This is a genomic window from Verrucomicrobiia bacterium, from assembly GCA_019634635.1.
Lineage (GTDB): Bacteria > Verrucomicrobiota > Verrucomicrobiia > Limisphaerales > UBA9464 > UBA9464.
This window is the reverse complement of sequence record JAHCBB010000015.1, coordinates 43008-64423: the sequence shown is the minus strand read 5'-3', so window position 1 is coordinate 64423 and position 21416 is coordinate 43008. Positions and strand designations below refer to the sequence as shown.

At 67.2% G+C, this 21416-nt stretch carries 17 protein-coding genes; 4 read left to right on the top strand and 13 right to left on the bottom strand.

Annotated features, from left to right (window positions below):
* Nucleotides 1-855: 855 nt before the first annotated feature.
* The 5 genes from KF791_11950 to KF791_11930 all read right to left on the bottom strand — a co-directional run bounded on the left by KF791_11950 (nucleotide 856) and on the right by KF791_11930 (nucleotide 9011).
* A complete protein-coding gene (locus KF791_11950) occupies nucleotides 856-3177 on the bottom strand; it encodes an RCC1 repeat-containing protein (protein ID MBX3733295.1) in 2322 nt (773 codons plus the stop codon).
* An 86-nt stretch (nucleotides 3178-3263) separates the two neighbouring features.
* Nucleotides 3264-4058: a type II secretion system protein gene (locus tag KF791_11945; protein ID MBX3733294.1), complete on the bottom strand. Its 795-nt coding sequence runs from the start codon at nucleotides 4056-4058 to the stop codon at nucleotides 3264-3266.
* Complete coding sequence (locus KF791_11940) at nucleotides 4055-5977, bottom strand: lamin tail domain-containing protein (protein ID MBX3733293.1); 1923 nt, start codon at nucleotides 5975-5977, stop codon at nucleotides 4055-4057. Before KF791_11940 ends, KF791_11945 begins: the two co-directional genes overlap by 4 nt.
* Nucleotides 5974-8202 carry a protein kinase gene (locus KF791_11935; GenBank protein ID MBX3733292.1) on the bottom strand — a complete coding sequence of 743 codons (2229 nt, stop codon included), beginning with the start codon at nucleotides 8200-8202 and terminating at the stop codon, nucleotides 5974-5976. Before KF791_11935 ends, KF791_11940 begins: the two co-directional genes overlap by 4 nt.
* Before the next feature lie 11 nt (nucleotides 8203-8213).
* On the bottom strand, nucleotides 8214-9011 hold the full coding sequence (locus KF791_11930; protein MBX3733291.1) for a sigma-70 family RNA polymerase sigma factor: 798 nt from the start codon (nucleotides 9009-9011) through the stop codon (nucleotides 8214-8216).
* Nucleotides 9012-9216: 205 nt separating this feature from the next.
* Between KF791_11930 and ltrA the strand changes: the two genes are divergently transcribed.
* Nucleotides 9217-10422, top strand: coding sequence for a group II intron reverse transcriptase/maturase (gene ltrA, locus KF791_11925; protein ID MBX3733290.1), 1206 nt, complete (start codon nucleotides 9217-9219; stop codon nucleotides 10420-10422).
* Between the two features lie 112 nt (nucleotides 10423-10534).
* Here the strand turns inward: ltrA and KF791_11920 are convergent, their stop codons facing one another.
* Both KF791_11920 and KF791_11915 read right to left on the bottom strand, forming a co-directional pair.
* Nucleotides 10535-10957: a PIN domain-containing protein gene (locus tag KF791_11920; protein ID MBX3733289.1), complete on the bottom strand. Its 423-nt coding sequence runs from the start codon at nucleotides 10955-10957 to the stop codon at nucleotides 10535-10537.
* Nucleotides 10954-11184, bottom strand: a complete 231-nt coding sequence (locus KF791_11915) for a CopG family transcriptional regulator (protein MBX3733288.1) — start codon at nucleotides 11182-11184, stop codon at nucleotides 10954-10956. Before KF791_11915 ends, KF791_11920 begins: the two co-directional genes overlap by 4 nt.
* 199 nt (nucleotides 11185-11383) lie before the next feature.
* Between KF791_11915 and KF791_11910 the strand changes: the two genes are divergently transcribed.
* Together KF791_11910 and KF791_11905 are read left to right on the top strand one after the other, a co-directional pair.
* Nucleotides 11384-12355 carry a transposase gene (locus KF791_11910; protein MBX3733287.1) on the top strand — a complete coding sequence of 324 codons (972 nt, stop codon included), beginning with the start codon at nucleotides 11384-11386 and terminating at the stop codon, nucleotides 12353-12355.
* Nucleotides 12356-12672: 317 nt separating this feature from the next.
* A complete protein-coding gene (locus KF791_11905) occupies nucleotides 12673-13080 on the top strand; it encodes a hypothetical protein (GenBank protein MBX3733286.1) in 408 nt (135 codons plus the stop codon).
* A 194-nt stretch (nucleotides 13081-13274) separates the two neighbouring features.
* Here KF791_11905 and KF791_11900 read toward each other — a convergent pair whose 3' ends face one another.
* The 5 genes from KF791_11900 to KF791_11880 form a co-directional block, all read right to left on the bottom strand.
* Nucleotides 13275-14384: a Gfo/Idh/MocA family oxidoreductase gene (locus KF791_11900; protein MBX3733285.1), complete on the bottom strand. Its 1110-nt coding sequence runs from the start codon at nucleotides 14382-14384 to the stop codon at nucleotides 13275-13277.
* A gap of 137 nt (nucleotides 14385-14521) precedes the next feature.
* Nucleotides 14522-16138 carry a hypothetical protein gene (locus KF791_11895; protein ID MBX3733284.1) on the bottom strand — a complete coding sequence of 539 codons (1617 nt, stop codon included), beginning with the start codon at nucleotides 16136-16138 and terminating at the stop codon, nucleotides 14522-14524.
* Nucleotides 16139-16177: 39 nt separating this feature from the next.
* Nucleotides 16178-16633, bottom strand: a complete 456-nt coding sequence (locus tag KF791_11890; protein MBX3733283.1) for a hypothetical protein — start codon at nucleotides 16631-16633, stop codon at nucleotides 16178-16180.
* 9 nt (nucleotides 16634-16642) lie between these two features.
* Nucleotides 16643-17104 (bottom strand): thioredoxin, encoded by a 462-nt coding sequence (trxA, locus tag KF791_11885; GenBank protein ID MBX3733282.1) that lies wholly within the window; start codon nucleotides 17102-17104, stop codon nucleotides 16643-16645.
* A 19-nt stretch (nucleotides 17105-17123) separates the two neighbouring features.
* A complete protein-coding gene (locus KF791_11880; GenBank protein MBX3733281.1) occupies nucleotides 17124-17759 on the bottom strand; it encodes a hypothetical protein in 636 nt (211 codons plus the stop codon).
* An 83-nt stretch (nucleotides 17760-17842) separates the two neighbouring features.
* Between KF791_11880 and KF791_11875 the strand changes: the two genes are divergently transcribed.
* Nucleotides 17843-18202, top strand: a complete 360-nt coding sequence (locus KF791_11875; protein ID MBX3733280.1) for a winged helix-turn-helix transcriptional regulator — start codon at nucleotides 17843-17845, stop codon at nucleotides 18200-18202.
* A gap of 42 nt (nucleotides 18203-18244) precedes the next feature.
* Here the strand turns inward: KF791_11875 and KF791_11870 are convergent, their stop codons facing one another.
* Nucleotides 18245-21217: a hypothetical protein gene (locus KF791_11870; protein ID MBX3733279.1), complete on the bottom strand. Its 2973-nt coding sequence runs from the start codon at nucleotides 21215-21217 to the stop codon at nucleotides 18245-18247.
* Between the last annotated feature and the right edge of the window lie 199 nt (nucleotides 21218-21416).

The following is a 21416-nucleotide window of genomic DNA, read 5'->3' as shown; positions in this document are numbered from 1 at the left end:
AGTCACGACTTTTTGCTTTATCAGATCTTTGGAGTGCAAACGCACCTTTGAACCATCGAAGAGTCGAAGCGTTGATACTAATTGACGCAATACGTCTCCGACTACTTTATATTGTTGTATGTATTAGTATAATGTGTATTAGTTTAGCGATAAAATGGGGGAGAAAGTGGCTTGTTTACTTATTTGTCTTGAGTAGTCTTTTACTTGTGCTCGTTTTTTTTGCGTTGCTATTCCAGCACTAAAATAAAATCTGTCCCAGAAGCAGGAATTGCCCTGCGGGCATTGACGGGAAAGACGTGAGGGGGTTAAAGTGACAGGTTCAATGATGTCAGCGGACAGTCAAAACCAGCCAGGATAAAGTGACAGGTTCAAAGATTCAGAATTGGGCCAGTTTGAGGAGGACTTCGGCGAGCAGTCGCTCACCGCCCACGTCGCGGGAGATGCAGAGGGGTACAAGCCTGCCTGCCCCTCCTCCTCCTCCGTCTTCAGTCGTGCCATCCGCCTGGCAAGATTTGCATCCACACGGCACCCGCCTCCCAAAGATTTAACCTGTCATTTTATTCTCCGGCGACGAGGCGAGGATGAACTTCCCGTTGGACGAAAAGGCCGGACTCTCGCCCGGCCCGTCGCCGAGGAGCTGCTCGGTGGCCGGACTGATGTGGGGACGCCAGCGTCAAGCGAAGCAACGGTGGCGCGATCGGCCAGCAGGGCGGCCGGGCGGAGGATGCGGGCGATGTTCGTGGTGGCTGAAGTGGTGGTCCTCACCCGCTTGCGGGGATGATGCCGGAGCAAGGGTTCAGATGAGAATGCCGGAACAGAGGTCTCGCTGGGAGAATGCACGCGCAGATGGGCAAGTCAGGGCGGGGGCGCCCAGACCGCGCCGCCGAGGACCTGCCGCCAAGGGTTGCCCAATTGGTCTTCGAAATTGGATCCCCAGGCCCAGAGCGTGCCATCGGACCGCAGGGCCACGGAGTGATGCCCGCCGGCGGCGATCTCCATCCAGTCTTCGCCCGCCCCCACTTCCCCAAGCGTTACACGAAAGCGGGTCGTCGTGCCACCCAGTTGTCCCATATCATTGCCGCCCCACGACCAAAGTTTGCCGTCGCTACTTAGCGCGACGGTGTGACGTCCTCCGACCGCGATCCTGCGCCAGCGCCGGCCGGGCTGGATAGCCACCGGCGAAGGCTTGGGCGTCATGGTCCCGTCTCCCAGCTGGCCCTCGGAATTGCCCCCCCACGTCCAGAGCGTGCCGTCGTCCTGCAGGGCCACGGAATGCTCGCCGCCCGCCTCCATCACATGCCACCGAGCCTCCGGCGCGACCGCGACCGGCGAAGGACGGTCGATTCCATGCGTGCCATCGCCCAGTTGCCCGGCCCAGTTGCCGCCCCAGGCCCACAGGGTGCCGTCCTCACGGAGGCCCAGAGTGTGGATCCCGCTGGCCGCGACCGTGCGCCAACGCCAGTCCGGTGCCACCGGCACTGGGGCCGGACGGTTGGTGGTGGTCCCGTCTCCCAGCTGGCCGGAGGAATTGCCCCCCCACGCCCAGAGCGTGCCGTCCTCCCGCAGCGCCACGGTGTGGCTGGCTCCGGTCGCTGCGGTTCGCCAGGCCGCGCCACTTTGGACCGCCGCGGGCAGGCTGTGGGCGGTGAGGCCGCCATCGCCCAGTTGCCCGGCCCAGTTGCCGCCCCAGGCCCACAGAGTGCCGTCCTCCCGTAGGGCCACGGTGTGGCCCCCGCCCGCCGCGATCGTACGCCAACGCCAGTCCGGTGCCACGGCCACCGGGGCCGGACGGTTGGTGGTGGTCCCGTCTCCCAGTTGGCCGGAGGAATTGCCCCCCCACGCCCAAAGCGTGCCGTCATCCCGCAACGCCACGGTGTGCTCCACACCAGCCCGGATGGCCAACCAGCGATGATCCAACAGGGCCGCCACTTGGGAAGGCCGGATGATCGAGGGCCAATACACCTCGCCGTCCCCAAGCTGGCCGCTCCGGCCGCCTCCCCAGCTCCATAACGTTCCATCGGCACGCAGCGCGATGGTGTGCGTCTCGCCGCCTTCGGCCGCCAGCCAGCGATGGCTTGACGGGATGCGCTGCGGGGACAGCCGGCGAATCCGCGTCCCATCGCCCAACTGCCCCTCCTCGTTCAGTCCCCAGGCCCACAGTGAACCATCCGCCTGCACAGCGAGGCTGTATCCAGTGCCGGCGGCCACGGCAAGCCAGCGACGATCGGTCTGTATTGCCTGCGGAATTGGCCGGCTTTTCGCCCTGGTACCGTCGCCGAGCTCTCCGCTGAAGTTGTGGCCCCAGGTCCAGATGGTCCCGTCGGCATGCAAGGCCACGGTATGCCAGTCACCCGCCGCGATGGCCTGCCAACGCTCATCGGGCAGTACCGCCACGGGATTGGTCCGATTTGTCATCGTCCCGTCGCCCAGTTGGCCGACAGAATTGTCGCCCCAAGCCCACAAGGTTCCGTCGGCCCGCAGGGCCAGGGAGTGGTGCAGCCCCGCTGCCACGGCCTGCCAGCGCTCGGCGGGCAGTACCGCGGCCGGTTCGGCCCGATCGGCCCGCATCCCGTCGCCCAGTTGGCCGTGCCGATTGCTGCCCCAGGTCCACAGCGTCCCGTCGGCGCGCACCGCGACCGTGTGGAAGTGGCCCGCCGCCAGCCGCCCCGCCACCCGGCCCGACGGCGGCGGGTTGGCGGTCAGGGGATCGGTGCCGGCCCGGTACTCGGCCAAATTGTTCTGTGTGTCATGGTCGGGGTCGGCCGCCACGTCGGCCGGGTCCAGGGGATTGAGCAAGGGGCGGTGGCCCAGCTCGTACACGTCGTCCATCCCGTCGCCGTCGCTGTCCTTCAGCGTGATGAGCGGCACCTGCTCCACGCGGTAGAAGCGCGCACCGGCGGCCGGCAACGGGTCCGGGTCCACAAGCTCGATTTCGGCCGGCACGCCGGGGCCGGGCAGAGGCCCGAGGGCGGCCGGGGTGCCCACGTTGGTCACCGCCTCGCCGCGGAGAAGGATCAGATAGGTGTCCGGGTCCGCAGGCACGGACACCGCGGGCCGGCCGTCTGCTCCAAGGCGGAAGCCGGTGATGACCGGCCCGGGCTGGGCGACGAAGGAGTGCGCGGCGAGCAGCAGCGGGACGGCCGTGCCGGCACGGCGCAGGAGGGGGGCGGGTTTCATGGGCGGCGATGTCCTCACCTCCCTACAGGGACAATGCCGCGGCCGGGTTTCAGGAGCAGTCCCGGGACCCCGGCGTCGGCCGCCGCTCACTCAGTATTGGGATTCGTGTCCGGGTCCACGGTCCAGACGAGGCCGTTCTGGGGATACATCGCCATGCCATTGGTGATGATCTCCGGGCCGCGGCGGGCCTCGAGGTGGCCGTCCAGGAAGGCGAGGTTGCCCCGGCCGCGATGCCGGGCGGCGAAGCGGCTGGCGTAGGCGCTGGGTTGGCCGAGCTGCTGGTCCTGCGTCTGATCCGGCGCGGCGGGCGCGTCGTCGGGAAGCCGGTTCTCCAGGAATGCCACCGTGCCTGCGGGACGCAGGACTTGCGTGATCCGGACGGTCGTGTGCGGCCACATGATGAGCTTGGAGTTCATGGCTAGGGAGAAGAACACCGCCGGATCCTCCAGTCGCCGTCGAGGGAACGGCGCCTGTGGGCAGTGATGGATCCGGGCGCGATGGTAAAAGCCAGGTCGCACGGACGACGGCCCGAACTCGGCGGTGCGCGGCACGCCCATATGCACGGCCAGCGCGTTGTACCAGACGTCGCGCGCGAAGGGATGGGTGACCTCGCCCCAGGTGTTCAACGAAACCCCGTTGGGCTCGAAGCTCTCGCGGGCGATCCGGCCGTCGTTGTCATCGGCGTACAGGGTCTGGGCCACCGTCCACTGCCGGAGGCGGCCGGCGCACTCCGTTTCCCGCGCCAGAGCTTTCGCCCGGCCCAGCACCGGCAGCAGCAGCGATGCGAGGACGCCGAGGACGGCGATGACGACCAGCAGTTCGACCAGCGTAAAGCCGGCCGCTGTGATCGCACGCCGCCGCTGACGACGCGGCCAATTCATGGCGTCTCGGGCAGGAGCGTGACGCGGTACCACTGTGCCGCCGCCGTGACCGGCGTGTCGGTATACCCCGCCGTGCCCGCGACGGCCGTGACGCGCGCGCGGACGGCCCACGCGGCGGGCGGCAGGGCGTCGCTGCGCTGCACCTCGTAGGTGCGGCCGGGCAGCGCGGTCCACGTCAGTTCGAGGCCGGCCGCGGCGCGGGCGACGGCGAGCTCCGGCCGGGCCGGGCGATGGTCATTGCTCAGCCAGCCGGGCGAACCGACGTCGTCCGACGCGGCCGCGCGGAAGGCGCCGTGCTCGCCTGCCACGCTGTGGTTGTAGCTCAATGCAGCATCGGGATCGTGCGGATCGTACCAGCGGCTCACGCCACAGGGGCAGGGGTTGGGGAATTCCAGGCAAACTCTCAACTCGAACTTCAGGATGAAATCGTGGTCTTCGCGCGCCGCGGAATTCCAGAGCGTGATGAGCTCCGTGAAGTCATTGCTGAAGCCGTTTCCGAAGTACGAGATGATCGGCAGGTCCGGTGGCAGATTCGACTCGCCCCACCAGCGGCGGAAGGCTTCGGCATCGAGGTCCGAGACCAGGACCGCGGACTGACCGGGCTGGAGCCACACGTCGTTGGTGATGGCGAAGGCGCCGTCCAGCACGCCTGGATAGTCGTCAAAACGCCAGCCGCGAAGATTGACCGGCCGGGTGTCCCGGTTGGTCAGCTCCCACCAATCTTTGCGGGCCACCGGGGCGAAGCCAGCGGCTTGGCAGAGCATGGCCTCGGTCACGACCAACCGGGGCGGGGGCAGCACGGAAAGGGAGGCGGTGGCGTTGGTCGAGCAGAGCGGGTTGCGTACCTCCACGGTGTAGCGGCCGGCGTGGGCCTCCGAGACGCCCGGCAGTTCCAGCACGGCGTTGGTCGCGTCGGGGATGGTTTCGCCCTCGTGCCGCCACAGGATTTCCGGGAGCGGGTAGCCGCGCACCTCGACGCAGAACACGGCCGTCTGGCCCGGCGTGACCTCGAGGTCGGCGGGCGGTCGCACGATGGCGGCGCAGCGCGGCGTCTGGTTGACGCTGAGCCGGGCCGGGGCGGTGACAAGGCTCTCCAGGCCGTTCTCGATCCGCACCGTGTATGTGCCGGCCACGGCAGGCGTGGCGTTCGAGAGGACCAGCAGGGACGCCGTGGCGCCGGGCAGGTCCTCCCCCTCGAAGAGCCACTGGTACCGCGGCCGGGGCAGGCCGTGGGCCGCCACGCTCAAGACGGCGGTGGCGCCCGCATCCGTTTCCACGTCGGCCGGGTCTTGGACCACCCGGAGGGGCACCGCCGCGCCGGCCGTGCCCGGGGAGCCGACGTCACCGCCGGCCGCCGCGCGGAAGGCGACCTGCTCGCCTTCGAGGCTCAGCGCACCAAAGACGCCGGTGGCGGCATGGCTCGTAAAGGTCGTCCCACGATCAGCGACGCCGAGCGGGACGTGGTCCAGTTGGTTGGTCGCGGTGGCCGTGGCGTGCCAGAGGCGCAGCTCGTCCTTGATGGCATTGAGTCCGAAACCCCAGGGGGCCGCGATGACGCGCCGGTCCGCCAGCCGTACGTCCCCCCACCACGCCCGAAATTCCGCCTCCCCGGGCATGTTCCTGCTGGCGCGCACGAAGACCAGCGTTTCTCCTGGGTGCAGAACGGGGGCCTCGCCAACTTGCCTGGCCAGATCGGAAAGCCGATGCGCGGCGCCAAACCCGGCGTCATCCGCGAACCACAGCGCCTCCAGGTCCACCGCGTCGGGGCCGTAGTTCGTCAGCTCGAAGAAATCCTCCCCCGCCGCGGAGGACGGTGCGGTCATAACTTCCGTGATCGCCACGGGCGGGCCGGCGGGAGCGGGCTGAGTTTGCAGGGTGGCGAGGAAGAGGCCGGCGATGTGGTGGAGTGGCGGCTTCATGGCATCTCGCGGGACCGGAGCCGGTCCGAGTAACCGGGTGGGCTGGGCTTGGACGGGTAGGACTGCTCGATACGATCCAGCCAGTTCTGAAGGGTCGAATGGCTGGCCTCGGTCACCGGCTCGTAGCCGGCAGCCTTTTCGGGCAGGGCCTGCAGCCATGCGCCTTTCAAGCCGGAGAGAGCCTGGATGATCGCGCGCGCCACGTCCGGCGGCAGTCCGGGGGATCCCACCAGCAGCGTGCGGCTGCTCTCGAAGCGTTCACCCACGGCGACTAGGCCGCGGTGCTGGTTCGCGCGGAAGGCCCACTCCATGCACACCCCCGCGTCGTAGTCGCCGGCCAGCACGCCCGCGATGGCCTGCGCGTGGCTGTGCAGCGGGCCGTGCCGCCGCACGGCCTCCTCGGGACCCAGCGCCAGCACGTCCTCGGCAAATTCATGCGTGCTGTCGAGGAAGTCGTACCCCGCGAGGTGGGCGGCGGTCAGGCCGGCCCGGGCGAGGTGGATCTGCGCGTGGAAGCTGGCTGTGGAATTCGTCTCGCCGAAGGCCACGCGCCGGTCGCGCACGTCGGCCAGCGTGCGGATGCCGGTGTCCGGCCGGGTGAAGATCACGGCGTACTTCGAGCGCGCCGTGCCGCGGACGAGCGGCTGCAGGGCCGGTGTGCCGCGCCGGGCCCGCAGGTACGGCAGCGCGGCCAGCCGAGCGAAGTCCACCTGGCCGGTGCAGACGCCGGCCACGAGGTCGGGATAGAACTTGTAGAAGCGCACGTCCAGCCGCACCGGCCGGGCGAGCATCTCACCCATGCCCTGCTCCAGCGTCTCCAGCAGCAGGGCGTGCTGCAGGGCCGTGGCGGTGGGCTGCTCCTTCACCATCAGGCCGAAGGAAAAGCGAACTGGCAGGATCCCGCCGGCCGGGGCCGGCGGCCGGTTGGCCAGGGCGGCGATCTCCTCGGAGCGGATCACCATGCTGGCGCTCTCCGGATCCGCCCACAGCCGCTCAAAGTCATCCTGGAGAAACGAAAGGAGCCGGTGCTGCTTCACCTCGTCCTCCAGCCGCATCACGCGCAGCTCCGCCGTCAGGGCGGCCAGTCGCGCCCGCTCGCGGTTGACCGCGGAAAGGAGGACCAGCGTCACGGCAAACCCGGCCGCGAGGGAGCCGACCAAGGCGGCCCGGTAAGGATGCCGCCGGCCCCAACGCCAAGCGCGGACCGCCACACCGACCGACCTGGCGCGCACGGGCTCGCCGTCGAGGAAGCGTCCGAGGTCATCCGCCAGCGCCTGCGCGTCCGGGTAGCGTCGGTGCGGAGGCTTCTCGAGGCACTTGAGGCAGATGGTGGCCAGGTCGGCCGGGACGCTCGGGTTGAGCCGCCGGGGCGGGAGCGGTTCGCTGTGCCGCACCAGTTCGAGGGTCTCGGGGATGGTTTCCGCCAGGAACGGCGGCCGGCCGGTGAGCAGGAAGTAGAGGATCGCGCCCAGCCCGTACACGTCGCTGGCGCGGCCGGTGCGGAACTTTAGTCCAGCCTGCTCCGGGGGCAGGAAGCTCGGCGAGCCCAGCACGCGGCCATCCCCGTCCGTGGAAAGGGTTCCATCGATTTGCCGCGCGAGGCCGAAGTCCGCGAGACGTGGCCGGCCGTCCCGGTCCAGCAGCACGTTGGAGGGCTTGAGGTCGCGGTGCAGCACGCCCTGCGCGTGGGCGTGCTGTACGGCCTCCGCGAGAGTCCGGACCATGGTGGCGGCTCGCCGGGCGGCGAACGGCCGGCCGGCGACCTGGGTGGTGAGGTTGCCGCCCCGTGCGTAGTCCATGGAGAAATAGAGCCGGCCCTCGTGCTCACCGACTTCATGGATGGCGATGATGTTCGGGTGCTGAAGCCGTGCCGCAGCCTGTGCCTCCCGGAAAAACTGCGCCCGCTGATTGGCGTCGGCGAACTCCCCGGCGAGGATCACCTTCACTGCCACGAGGCGGTCGAGGCCGGTCTGCCGCGCACGGTACACCACGCCCATGCCGCCGCGGGCGATCTCCCCGAGCAGTTCATAGCCGCCCAGCCACCGCGGACCGGCCTCCGGGGGCGGGCCGGCCTGCGCCGGCTCCGCCGCCCCGGCCGGAGCCGCCTCCACCGGTTCGTCCGCTGCGGCCAGACCGAGATCGAAGAGGCAGTGTGTGCAGTACCCGTGGGGCGGGATGTAAGACAGCTCGGCCTGGCAGTGGTTGCAAATGGCGAGCGTGGGCATGATGTCACTCCCTACTGGGAGGTTTCCGGACCGGGGTTGCACTCCGTTCCGGGAGGCTTGCCCGCCGCCACCATCAAATGGCGGAGCTCCGCGTCCACCTCCGCCGGATTGGCCAACGTGGCGGCGACCTCGGCGCGGAGCCGTACTCCAAACGCCCGCCGCAGCCGGTGGACGGCCGTTTTCACGCCGCCTTCTCCCAGGCCCAGCCATCCGGCCAGTTCCGCGTAGGGCGGCAGTGGCCTGGGACTGCCGAGACAGGGCTGGAGCGCCTTGAAGACCTCCCCTTGGCCACGCTGTGTGTACTCTTCCCGGACTGCCGCCAGAGCGCGGACGATAACGGCCTGGGCCCAGTCGTGGTCATAGGCGGCTTCGCGCTGGCTGTCCGGCATGACCCCCGCCGGCTCGGCCGCCTCCGGCAGTTCCTCCAGCGACAGACGCGGCACCCGCCCCCCCCGCTTGAGGGCGAGGGCCCTCTTCCGTTCGTCCTGAAGATGATGCTTGAGCGCGCCAAGCAGGAAGGAACGGAACCGGCCGCGCGCTGGCTCTGCCGCCTGCAGGTCGCCGCCGGCGATGAGCGCGGCGAAGAAGCCCTGCACCAGATCCTGTGCATCATGGGGAGGATGCCCGGTGCGGCGGAGGTAGGCGTACAGGGGTGCCCAGTAATCGCGGCAGAGCGCGGCGAGGGCTTCCTGGGCGGTGGGGGCCGGATGCTCAGCGGCCTGATGCACCTGCGCCCATTGCGTGGTGCGGAACTCCCGTCCGCCGCCAAGCCACTCCGGCACGGAATCACCCCGGTTCATGGACAACATGATGCCAGATCCTCGTCACGGATGGAAGCCCACCGCCCGGTTCCCTGTTCGTCGTCGTCCCCGACCACCGGCAACAGCAGTGGGGAGGCAATGGGTGACCCCATTCCCTCGTGTGCTTGGCAGATGAGATAGCTAGCGGGGTGAAAGGTCCCCGACAGACGATGATGACTCGAACTGAAGCAGTAGGCGAGGTCGGCACCGCGAGGTGTCGGGGCGAAAGGGCCGAAGGCAAAGAGACGACCGCAGGAACACGATCCGCGAGCACTGGGGGACGATCCGGACCAAGCTGCTGGAGGGGGCCTTCAGGCCCAGTCCAGTACGCCGTGTGGAGATCCCCAAGCCGCAGGGAGGAGTCCGGCTGTTGGGGATACCGACGGTCGTGGATCGCTGGATACAGCAAATGCTCCTGCAGAAGCTGAGCGCGATCTTCGATCCGGGGTTTCACCCCTCCAGCTACGGCTTCCGCCCGGGGCGCAGTGCGCACGATGCGGTCCGAGCAGCCCAAGGGTACGTCCAGAGCGGATTGAACTGGGTGGTGGACATGGACATCACGCAGTTCTTCGACCGGGTGAACCACGACATCCTGATGAACCGGATCGGACAAACGGTCCGGGACAAGCGGGTGCTGGGGCTCATCGGGCGGTATCTGAGGGCGGGAGTGATGATCAATGGAGTGGTGCAGGACAGTGAGGAGGGGACGCCGCAAGGCGGCCCTTTGTCACCACTGCTGGCCAACATCTACCTGGACGCGCTGGACCGGGAACTGGAGCGGCGCGGCCTGAAGTTCAGCCGCTACGCGGACGATGCCAACGTGTACGTGGGCAGCGAGCGGGCGGCGGAGCGGGTGTTGGAGAGTCTGAAGGAGTGGATCCAGGGGCACTTGCGCCTGGAGGTGAACGCAAGCAAGAGCGGAACGGGCCGGCCCTGGGAGCGGAAGTTCCTCGGGTTCCAGATCACTCCGGAAGGAGGGATCGGGATCGCCCCCCGCAGTTTGGAAAAGTTCCGGGAGCAGGTTCGTCATCTGTGGCGACGTGGCCAAAGTCTGAGCAGCACAGAGCTGCGGGACCAATGGCGGCGGTACGTGCAGGGTTGGTGGGGATACTACCGACTGGTGACGGAGCGGCGACCGATCTACCGAACTGAAGGGTGGATTCGACGGCACATCCGCTGTTGTTTCTGGCAACGCTGGCATGACTGGCGGGGCCGCAAGCGACACCTCCGGTCGTTGGGTGTTCCGGGAGCCGCCCTGGAGACGGCCCACACTTCGGTGGGGGCGTGGCGGGTGGCCAATTCGCTGGCCCTTCAACGCGCCTTGAACAACGCGCTCCTGCGCCGCTGGAAATTCCTCATGCCCTCGGATCTTGGGGCCTCCGTGCAACATGGCCCCTGCGTTCAACCGCCGGATGCGTGAAAACCGCACGTCCGGTGGTGTGGGAGGGTGCCGGGGCGCAATCCCCGGCACCCGACCCGATCCGCCGATGCTGCAGACGTGTCGCAGGCGGCAGGCGAAGGCCTGGTGGCCATCAAATGGCGATCACGTCAACCATCCCGGTCTTCAGGGAGTGAACCGGCAGCCGGGCGTCCAAGGTTACGAGCCGCCCGGAATTGCGGCGGGCCACCTCGACCAGCCAGGCGTCATTGACCTGTTGATGTCCGAGGGCGCGGGCATAGATCACGGGATCATCCGCGGCGGGCGAGGACCAGAAATGATGACCTCTCAGGCGCGTCCACTGCCGCAACAGCGTCGCGGCTTCCCGGGGTGAAACCGCGTTGGCGGTGTAAGCGGGATTGGACGAAAGCCGGATGAAGCCCAGTTGGGTGAAGGCGCACGTGGCCCAGCCCTTCCTCGCGTGGGCGGCATACCAAGCGTGGGCTTGTGCATGATACTGATGATTGGGCCAGGCCAGCGCGAGCAGGACGTTCGTGTCCAGCAGGGCGGGTTTCACGTCGCTTCCTCCGCCAGCAAATCCCTGGCGCGGCTGCCGGGAATGATGTCGGCGTCGGGCCCGACCTTGAACACGGGCAGGCCGCCGGGGGTTGCGCCCTGCGCCGAGGCGCGCAGACCGCGCCGGGCCAGTTGCGAAAGCACTTCGCCCAGTTTCCTGCCCGAAGCCTGAGCCTGGGCCCGGGCGGCTTCGAACACGTCGTCATCCAGGGTCACGGTGGTTCTCATACGCTGATACAGTGATGCAGTGATTCCAGTGAATCAATCCGGCATTGCATCCCACGGGTCGCGCCGTTCCGTTGCGGGGGATGGTCCTGCCCCTGCCCGGTACTCTCTGCCCGGTACTCTGCCAAGTAGGGTAAAGCGTAAAGTGACAGGTTCAAAGATTGACACACTGGGGGTCGCCGAGTAGAAACGAAGCATGCGCATGGCACGGATGAAGGTGAAGGCGGAGGAGGGGCGGGTGGGGGTGTACCACTGCATCTCCCGCGTCGTTGGCGGTCAGCGACTGCTCGACGATCTGTGCAAGGAGAAGCTCGCCGAGATCCTCCTCAAACTCGCCCGGTTCTGCGGGATCGAGATCATCACCTACTGCATGATGGGCAACCACTTCCACCTGCTCCTGCGCGTCCCGGCAGCGCGGGAAATCCCGGATGCCGAACTGCTCCAACGCCTGGAGGGGTTCTACGGCAAGAGAGGGATCCTGACCGTCCTGGCCCGGGAGGGATTGGAGAAGCGTGGGGCGGTGGATCCGGATATTCGCCAGTCGCTGATGGAACGAATGGGCGATGTGTCCGCGTTCATGAAGGAGTTCAAACAGCGCTTCAGCCGCTGGTACAATCGCCAGACCGGCCGCTTCGGCACGCTGTGGGCCGAACGTTTCAAGAGCGTCTTGATCGAGGACAACCCGGGCACGGTCCGCATGTTGGCCGCGTACATTGACCTGAATCCGGTGCGGGCCGGCATCGTGCAGGATCCCAAGGACTACCGGTTCTGCGGCTATGCCGTGGCGCTGACGGGCAACCGGGTGATGCGCAAGGGGTTGATGAGCTGCCTGAAGCCGTTCGCTTGGGGGGAGGCGGCGGCGGAATACCGGCAGAGTCTGTTCGTGACGGCGGGGAGCCCGGGGCGGAGTGACAAGGTGGCGCTGGATCGGGAGACGATCCTGGAGGAGTTGCGACGCGGCGGGACGTTGAGTGTGGCTCAGGTATTGCGACTGCGCGTCCGGCACCTGACCGACGGGGTGGTCCTGGGATCCAAGGCGTTTGTGAACGAGGTGTTCGTCCAGCATCGGGAACGGTTTGGCGCCAACCGCAAGGACGGGGCGCGACGGATCCGGGGTGTCCCTCTACCCGGGATCAGCGTGCTGAGGGATCTGCAGGTGCGGGCGGTTGGGTAGCACGCTTCCATGGGACCGACGCGTCGGGCGCAATCCATCACGCACCGATCCGTCGCCGTCCATCGCCCCCAACCGCAATCTCCAGCAAAGTCGTCTCGTCCGGCGAGTTCCAGCGTGGCGATCTCATCTTCTCGTTCGCGGAGGCCCACCTGCGGGCGGTCGGCGTCGCCAAGCGTCCATGCGACTCGTGCCCCCGGCCGGACGAATTCGGAAACGTCGGCGAGGCGTGGGACCAGCGCGGCCGGCGTGTGGACGTTGCTTTCCGGCGGTTTGAACGCCCGCTGCAGATCCCTCGGGTCGCTCCGCAGGTCGCCCCGTTGTTGCCCGAAAAGTGCCCGCCGATCCAGCCGGGGGGGCGCGGCAACCAGGGCGCCTACCTCTCCGAGATTTCCCATCGGCTCGCGCGCCGCCTCCTCGACCAGCACTCCGTGTGCGAAGCCGGGTCGCTGATCGCGGACCCGTTCGCACTCGTCGCGTGGGAGCACCGGCTGCAAGACCGGATCGCCCACTGCGACAGCATCCCCGAGACCATCCGACGGGCTCTGATCCAGGCACGCCGCGGACAGGATCGTTTCAAGGAGAACGTGGCGCGTTTCGAGGCCCGGTGCCGAATCACCGGCGTGTTCAACCCGGTCCATCTCGTCGCAAGCCACATCAAGCCGTGGGGCCCGGCGCCTCTGATTTTTGGGGCGCGCGGTGACGAACAGCGCAGAGATCAAGACTGAGGCGTTCGTATTGCGTGAGAGAATATCGCTCCCGAGTCGTCAAAATTCATGACTCCAAAGCGCAAATCGCACGCAGCACGAGGCAATCATCAAGCTTCTTGAATCAGCCCGGTCATGGCTCTCAGCGCTTCCGAACGCCGCGCGTCCCTTTTCGTCAACACGAGCGCACCCCCCGACGCAGGGAACTCTGCGGCTCACGCCATCAGGACGGGCCGGCCTTCGTTTCGGCCGGACTCGAGGCAGGCATCCAGCAGGCGCTGCGTGTTCAGGGACCGCTCCGGCCACTCCGAATTCAACACTCGCGACGCCACCTGACGGGCGAACTCGCGGAACATCCGCGTCTCCTGGGCCGTCGGATGGTTGTTCCCGTATTCCGGCACGGTGATCCGGCGGACATGCGGTTCCATCGCAAAGTGGCAGCCGGACACCTCAAACGCCGCCTTGTGGATCTCGAACGACGACTCGCATCCAAAGAAGGGGAGGACGAAGTCACGGAGCAACAAGTGTCCCTGCGATCCGCTGACGCTGGCCCACTGTTGATTCCCGGTGAGGAAGGAACAGTAGAACGAGGCGCTGACGCCTCCGTCATAGAGCAGTTCCCCGGAGAACTCCGAAGGCGGCGCCGGCTGCGGATCCGCCGGCGACCCGATCCGATTCAGGACTCGTGCCGTGACCGCGCGCGGCAGACGGCTGCCAAGCACCTCCAGGGTGAACACCAGCGAGTACCAGCCGAGATCGCCCAGGCACCCCTGAGGTTCCAGGTGCCGGTCGGCCCGCATGTTTTCTGAGAAGAATGCGGCGTCACCACAGAAGCTGAATTGCGACGTCACCCGACGGAGTTCCCCCAGGGCAACCCCCTCCTTCAGCACGGCACGCAACGCGGCCATGCGCGCGCTGTGGACAAACATCACCCCGTCCATGAACTGGACCCCATGCTCCTGACAGGCGGAGGTCATGAGGTGGAGATCCGGCAACGAGGGGGCGCAGGGTTTCTCACACAACACATGCTTGCCCGCCCGGGCCGCCCGCACGACCCACTCCGTCCGGACTCCGGTCGGCAACGGCACGTACACGGCATCCACATCCGGCGTGGTCAGCAGCTCCTCGTAGCTGCCGCACGCCCTCGGAACGACCGGGAGGGGGACGGTGGACTGGCATTCGGCGATGAAATGTTCCGCGCGGGCGGCGTCACGACTGGCCACGGCCGTCAGGACGCCATTGCCGCTGAGGTGGATGGCCTGCCAGTTCTTTCGGGCGATGTTTGCGGTGCCCAGAATGCCCCAACGCAGTGGCCTCGGATTCATGGGGGGAGGCTGACGGAATCCGCCGGCCGTCAACAAGTGTGCCTTTCCCCTCCAGACGCCGAACGTGCCGTCGCAGCACCTGCGGGACACTCCATTCCCCGTCGCACCGCAATCCTCCCAGGACCGGCTGCCGGACGTCAGCGCGCCGTGCCGTCCACCTGGATTTCGAGCAGTCGCCGGAAATCACCCGGGCTGGGGTTGTCGTCGAGGTCACTGCCGACCGCAACGGGCCGCCCCGCGGCCGGTTCCGCGGCGACATGGCGAAAATAATACCGGTGACCCGCCCGGGTTTCGAAGCGCTCCCCCGTTTCCGGGTCCAGGACCTGCGTGGTTCCCGCGAGCAGCTGTCCCCGCTGCTCCGCCATGCGGGTTTGACCCGCATGGCGGTCCTCCGTGATCTGGCTGTAGATGGCGGCGACCTCCTCCCGGTGCCGGGTCAGCGCCTCGCCAGCCGCGCGGTTGCCTTGGAGTTCGCCGGCGAACCAGCGCGCATCCACGGCAAACGTTGAAAGCGCGCGCTGGAGCACCGCGGACCCCACGGCAGTCTCCTCCGGGGCGGAGACGAACCCGCACAACTCCGCGACGTTCCACGATCCGCCATCGTCAAACCCGTTCGGCAGGTAGGATACCGCGACGTTGACGATGCCGGAGCGTCCGTCGGCGAGCTGGAAATCCACGGATGCTGCGGTATTCACCTCGTTCGCCTTGCCCAGGGTGCGGCCAAGCGAATCCAGACGCTGAACGACGGCCGGCAGTGGCGTCACCCGCTCCACCCGAGCCTCGCCGAAGCGATGTCGAATGTAGCCGGCGGCAAAGGTCGGCGCGTCCTGGTAGTTCACATAGTTCGGCTGGATCGGCCCCAATCCGCGCAGGCTCGACGAGACGTGCACAAAGAGGCGCGGCAGGCTGGGATCATGAAGCCAGACCACGTGACGACCCTGCGGCGCCGTCATCGTGACGCCCGAGCGCGTGCCGAAAAGGTCCGGACGGAAGACCCCCCCTTCGACATTCCAGCCTTGCGGAGCGTCCACGGTGAATGCGCCTTCCCGCGGATCGCGCCAGGTCACGAACGGGATCGCCGGACCGGAATTCGTCGCTGTCGGCGCGGTCCGGGCGGGTCGCTCCTCGATCCGGAACGAATGGAGGATCTCCGAGAGCTGTGGCAACTCGCGGGAAAAACGGTCGGGAGGCGCGGCAGCGATCATGGCGCTGGCGCCGCCGATGCCGGCGACTGCGAAGCCGTTGGCCAGGCGTCGTGTGCCGTCGCTCCCGACGAGCTCGAACGCGGCACGGGTCAGGCCACGGGACGGTTCATCCACGGCCAGGGGCCTCCAGTTCCTCGCGATGGGTTCACCTTCGAGAACCTGGTTGGTCAACCACTGCGCGGGTTCGATGGCTCCCGCAATGCCGCGGATGAGCGCCACGCTGGCGCCATCGCCCGAAATCAGTGTCACCGACTCGAGTTTCGGAGCATGAATCCGCCAGCCTTGCGGCACCGCGACCGAAAACCCAAGCGGGTGCATCTGCCGGTTGAGTGGCACCGGATTGCCCGCGGCGGGAGCTCCAGCCACCCCGTCCTCCGCTTCGTCCTCTTCGTTGTCCTCGTCCTCCTCGTCATCATCATCGTCACGGCCATCGCCGGTCAGGATCGCGCGAGACTCCCCTGGATATCGTGACGGTTGCGTCTGGCCGAAGCCCCTTCCGGTGAGGGCCAGGATGGCAATCAGACCCCAGTAGAGGTTGGTCCACTTCATGACGCGCACCAAGGACCGTGCCCAAGCCCCGCATTTCTTTCAATGGACGATCGGAGACCCCACGGGGTGCCGCAGATTCGTGGATGCTGCAACAGGGAGACCCCGGGCGAGCTCATGGTGCAGCGCCTGGCCAACGGCATCTTCGGCCGCCGGCTGGTAGCCGGTCTGGTGGATCCATTCCTGAAGCGAGACAGCCGTCTCCACCGTCACGGGGTGGGCGAGATTGCCGGCAAACTCCAGCGCCTCGCCGCTGCTCTCGAACATTGCGCAACGGCGACGGACCATTTCCGGAAGCGTCAGGAACAGGTAGTAGTGCAGCCAGGTGCCGCGACGGGTCAGCACAAAGGAGCACTCCCGGAACTGCGGGTCGGCCGGGTCGCAACCTTCCTGCACCAGCAGGAACGGACCGCGCCCGTCCGTGCGCTTCATCAGCTTGCTGAGGTCCAGCAACCGGAAGTCCTGGTAGCGGTTGGTGATGGAGCGGGAGGCAATCATGGCGGGGGATCAGTGGCTGGCCTGGCGGAGGAATTCATGCAGGCGCGGCGCGGGGATCGCCCCGGAGGTCCGGGCCACTTCGGAGCCGCCGCGGAACACCGCGAAGGTGGGAATGGACTGGATGCCGAAGCGCCTGGCGACTTCCGGCAGCGCCTCGGTGTTGACCTTGGCGACAATGGCCTCACCGGCGGCCCGCTCGGCCAGCCGTTCCACCTCCGGTGCCACCATCCGGCAGGGTCCACACCACGGCGCCCAAAAGTCCACGAACACCGGCAGCGCAGCCTGGCCGATCAACGCGGCGAAGACCTCCGCAGTGTCCGGCTCGATCACCCCACCCGGAGACGGCAGTTCCGTTTTGCACCGGCCGCAGCGGATCTGGGCCGCGAGGCTGGCGAAGGCGAGACGATTGCCCTGGCCGCAGGACGGGCAGGTGACGATCAGACCGCGCGAATCGGAGGCGAGGTGGGCCATGGGCGCGCCGCATCGGGGTTCAGTGATCCTTGGGACCGGCGGAAGGCTGCGTTTCAATGGCACCGGCCTTTCGCGCCGGACCGCCCAATCTGCATGCGCCGCCATGCTCACAACAGCCCGGGGCGGACGTGTTCGCCGCAGTTGAAAGCTCCCCGGCGGCCGGAGCCGGTCCGGCGGCGGACGGAAGCACCGCCGCATGGTCGCGGTCGTGCGCCTCCCAGCCATTGGCAGCGAAGTCGGTGACCACAGTGGCGTGGTTTTGCGCCACCTTGACCGCCGCGGGGGTTGTGCCGGTGACCATCATTTTCAGCCCCTTTCCGGTCGGCTCCATGACATGGCGGATCTCATCGAAGTGCTCCGCGAACTCGACGAACGCCGGGTCATGGCGCCGGACCATGAGGCCGCTTTTGAGGCGCTCCTCCATCTGACGGACGTGTTCCCTAAGCGCGGCGGCCACCTTCGGGTTGTCGGATTCGGTCAGCGCCACGTAGCCGTCCCGGGTCATCGTGACCGTGCGGGTGACGGCCTCGTGCTCGTTCAAGAGCAGGTGGATGTTCCCGCGCGCCTCAGGTGGCATGCCCTGGGCGGTGGCGATGGTGGCACAGGCCGCACTCGCGGCGAGCACCCCGGCAAGGAGGAAGGATCGGGTTTGCATCAGCGTGTTGTCTCTTTTGTGACAATATGAGTATATGCGCATCTATGGACATGCAAGTGGAACTGTGGTCCGCTTCCACCTGCATGGCCAAGCGCACGAACGCGGGAAACCCGGGGGCCTTGATGACCGACGGGACGCTCGAACTCATCGCCAGCCGTTTTCGCGTGCTGGGCGAACCCAGCCGCCTGAGGCTCATCCGGGCCCTGGAGGCCGGCGGAAAGTCCGTCACGGACCTGATGGACGCCACCGGCCTGACCCAGGCCAACGCCTCCCGTCACCTCCAGACCCTGACCCACGCTGGCATTCTTGGGCGCCGCAAGGAGGCGTTGAACGTGATCTATTTCATCGCCGATCCGGGCATCTTCGAACTGTGCCGCCACGTCTGCGGCTCGTTGCAACAGCACGTTGCCCGGCACGCCAGGGCCTTCACCTCGGACCTGTGAGGACGGTTCCTCGCGAATTCTTCCCGCCCGGCGCGTGCCCGGCTACTCCGACTCCTGACTGCGGTAGTACGCGGCACCCGGGAGGGTGGCCTCCTCAAATTCGAACTCACCCGACTCATTGGCAACGATCGGCGCGGCGGTCATCACCGACCACTCTTGAGCGGCCCCCAGGCGCAAGGAACGGAGGACCTGGTACGCCATTCCCGGAGTCCCCATGAAGCGCAACCTGACCGAGCCGCCGGCCACCGCGATGCCCACCGCGCGGTTGGGGTTTGTTGCCCCCTGGCGCAACTTCGCGAGGCGGGCCGCGACCCGCCCGCCCGCCGTGGAAAACTCTCCACCGACGAACAGTTCATCCCCGATGGCCAGCAGGGCACGAACCCGCCCATTCACACCGGATCCCGCTTCCAGCCAGGTCTCGCCGTCCCAGCGCAACAGGGATGGGATGGCCGATACGTGCGGCAGGGGATTGTTGCCGCCCACAAACACCTGGTCGCCAAAACTGGCCAGTGCAGACACCGTGATACCAACGCCATCGCCCATGGCGTGCCAACCGGTTCCGTCCCATTCCGCCATGCCTCTTGCCGGAGCCCCGCCGGCGCTGGTGAAATTTCCTCCCGCGTAGAGTTTCCCGCCGGCCGGGAGCAGGGCGGTGACCGTGTTGTTGACTCCCGGTCCCAGAGCGGACAGCGCACTCCCGTCCCAGCGACCGACGTAATGGCTGGCGAAATTTGCCGATACCGCCCGGAAATCGCCGCCGATGTAAAGTGATCCGTCCATGACGGCAAGAGCGTGAACCGTGGCTCCGATCCCGGGATTGAATGGGGACCACGCGGATCCATCCCAGACGGCCAGATGGGGGATGAGCTCATTCCCGGAAAGGAAGAGGCCTCCCCCGACAAAAAGTTTTCCATCGTAACCGGTCAGGTCATTGATGACCCCGGAACGCAGGCCGTTCCCCAGGGCGGACCAGGTGACGCCATCCCATCGAGCGATGTTGGTCGCCTCCGCCTCCCCGGCGCGATCAAAAGTCCCGGCCATGTACAAGGCTCCATCCATGACGGTGAATGCCTGCACGGCGGCACCCTGGGTCGGGTTGGCGGTGTTCTGGACTCCACCCCCCACGGCATGCCATTCCGATCCATCCCACCGGGCCACATGGTTGACCAGCTTGCCTCCCGCGGTCCTGAACGAGCCGCCGACATGAAGTGCGTCGTCAAACCAGGCCAGCGCGGACACACCGCGATCCAAACCCAGTGCGGGATCGCCGAGCGTGCCCCAGCGGGTTCCATCCCACCAGGAGAACCCTGAGGACGCGAATCCATCCGCCTCTACTTGCCCCCCTCCCACATAAACGTTGGATCCAAGGGTGGCGACCACCGCCGCCGGACCTCTGAACCCGGTGCCCACCGCCGTCCAGGTCTGGTTCAACTGAGCCAGACCGCGGGTCACCTGACCTGAGACGACATTGAAGGTTCCGGCGGCGTACAGGGTGTCTCCAGCGACGGCCAGCGAATTGACGATGACAAAATCTTCGGCCATTCCGCCCAATCCCACCCAGGAGGCGCCGTCCCATCGCGCCACCCGAAGCGCGGAATTGGCCCCGGCCCGGTTGAAGGATCCTCCGGCGACAACGGACCCCCGGTAATTGACCAGGGCGTTGACATCCCCGGACAGGCCGGTTCCGAGAGGCGACCACGAGGTTCCATTCCACTTCGCCACCCGGCTGGCCGACACCCCGCCGGCCCGCAGGAACGCGCCACCCGCGTACAGCTCCCCTTCGTGGGACAGGAGGTCCCGCGTGATTCCTTCGATGCCGCTGCCCAAGGGCTGCCACTCATTCCCATCCCATCGGGCGATGTGATGAATGATCTCCTCCCCGACCTGGTTGAACCATCCGGCCACATGGAGCGCTCCGAGGTGTGGCTTCATCGCTTCGATCGTCCCATTGAATGCACCTCCCAACGGCACCCAGGCGGGTCCCTCGCGTTTCAACACCTGGTATCCTGTGCCGATCTGCCGCCCGCACGCATGGAGACTGCCCTCGAAAAACAGCAGCCGGTCCACTGAGATGGGAAGCCCCTCTCCGAGGTCGGACCAGCGGCTGCCGTCCCACATGGCGATGCGCCGGACCACGACATCGCCCACGGCCGAGATTTCGCCGCCGATGTAAATATTGCCCGAATCATCAAACACAATGGTTCTCGCCGGCGCGTCGGATCCTCCCAGCGCCCCCAATCCGGTCCAGTTCGCATCGCTGAATGTCGGATCAATGCGCACCGGATAGATGGCGGTCGCATCATCAATCACCAGGGCAAGGCGACCGGCATCCACCCGCACCATTTCCGCGGGCAGCCGGTTGCCGGCGGCATCCTCCACATGCAGCCGGCCGTAGGCCAGCCGCCGCTCCGCGTCGAGAAATTGGAGCTCGATCCGCCCGCCCCGCCGCTCCACCCGGGCACCCTCCACCAGCAGTTCCACCCGCAGCGCCCCCGGTCCCGCCGGTGGCCGTGGGATCACAAAGTCCTGTCGGACGCCATCCAGATCCACCCGGAATTCCTCAATGCAGTCCGGCCGCACCCGTCGGGCGACCGCATGCTCCACTTCCACCAGCCCGGATTCCGACAAGCCCACCATGGCTCCGCCATCGCGGCCCAGGTAATCCGCAACCACCCGGAGCGGCCCCCCCGCATCACCATCCCGTGTGGACCTGATTCTCAGGCCGCTGGAGGAGACCTCACCCTCCAGACGCTGGATCAGGCAGCGGATCCGGGCCCTACCGGCCCCGATCTGGGTGATCGAGAGCTCGGCATCCAGGCCTTGCCCGACGGGGGATCCCTGGATCGGCTGCCCTCCCTCGTCCCGGGCTTCCCGTGGCGTCGGCACCGGGTCCGCCTGTGGTTGAAGCGTCCCCGACAACAACATCCACAGGATCCAGAGCAGGACCGGCGCGTTGACCATGGGAAGGAGGCGGCAACCCGGGGTTGCGACGGGAGGTTTGCGATTGGCGCGCATGTACCTGTGGATTCCGACCTCCAAGGCTGGATCTAACAGAAAAACTGGCCCGCTTTCCGTACGGATCGGCATCAGGGCCGCGGTCCGCCCTCCCCCCGGCAGACCGCGGTCCTCGCGTGCGGTGGAGGCTCGGTTCCGCCTGCCGGTATGCCGGCAGGCCGGGAGTCCGGGGGAATGGGAAGGAGCAGCCAGTGCAGCT

Excerpts from the sequence above, each read along its gene's own strand:
- KF791_11950 (MBX3733295.1), bottom strand. The coding sequence starts at position 3,177 with ATGAAACCCGCCCCCCTCCTGCGCCGTGCCGGCACGGCCGTCCCGCTG.
- KF791_11945 (MBX3733294.1), bottom strand. The coding sequence starts at position 4,058 with ATGAATTGGCCGCGTCGTCAGCGGCGGCGTGCGATCACAGCGGCCGGC.
- KF791_11940 (MBX3733293.1), bottom strand. The coding sequence starts at position 5,977 with ATGAAGCCGCCACTCCACCACATCGCCGGCCTCTTCCTCGCCACCCTG.
- KF791_11935 (MBX3733292.1), bottom strand. The coding sequence starts at position 8,202 with ATGCCCACGCTCGCCATTTGCAACCACTGCCAGGCCGAGCTGTCTTAC.
- KF791_11930 (MBX3733291.1), bottom strand. The coding sequence starts at position 9,011 with ATGTTGTCCATGAACCGGGGTGATTCCGTGCCGGAGTGGCTTGGCGGC.
- KF791_11915 (MBX3733288.1), bottom strand. The coding sequence starts at position 11,184 with ATGAGAACCACCGTGACCCTGGATGACGACGTGTTCGAAGCCGCCCGG.
- KF791_11910 (MBX3733287.1), top strand. The coding sequence starts at position 11,384 with ATGGCACGGATGAAGGTGAAGGCGGAGGAGGGGCGGGTGGGGGTGTAC.
- KF791_11900 (MBX3733285.1), bottom strand. The coding sequence starts at position 14,384 with ATGAATCCGAGGCCACTGCGTTGGGGCATTCTGGGCACCGCAAACATC.
- KF791_11895 (MBX3733284.1), bottom strand. The coding sequence starts at position 16,138 with ATGAAGTGGACCAACCTCTACTGGGGTCTGATTGCCATCCTGGCCCTC.
- KF791_11890 (MBX3733283.1), bottom strand. The coding sequence starts at position 16,633 with ATGATTGCCTCCCGCTCCATCACCAACCGCTACCAGGACTTCCGGTTG.
- trxA (MBX3733282.1), bottom strand. The coding sequence starts at position 17,104 with ATGGCCCACCTCGCCTCCGATTCGCGCGGTCTGATCGTCACCTGCCCG.
- KF791_11880 (MBX3733281.1), bottom strand. The coding sequence starts at position 17,759 with ATGCAAACCCGATCCTTCCTCCTTGCCGGGGTGCTCGCCGCGAGTGCG.
- KF791_11875 (MBX3733280.1), top strand. The coding sequence starts at position 17,843 with ATGGCCAAGCGCACGAACGCGGGAAACCCGGGGGCCTTGATGACCGAC.
- KF791_11870 (MBX3733279.1), bottom strand. The coding sequence starts at position 21,217 with ATGCGCGCCAATCGCAAACCTCCCGTCGCAACCCCGGGTTGCCGCCTC.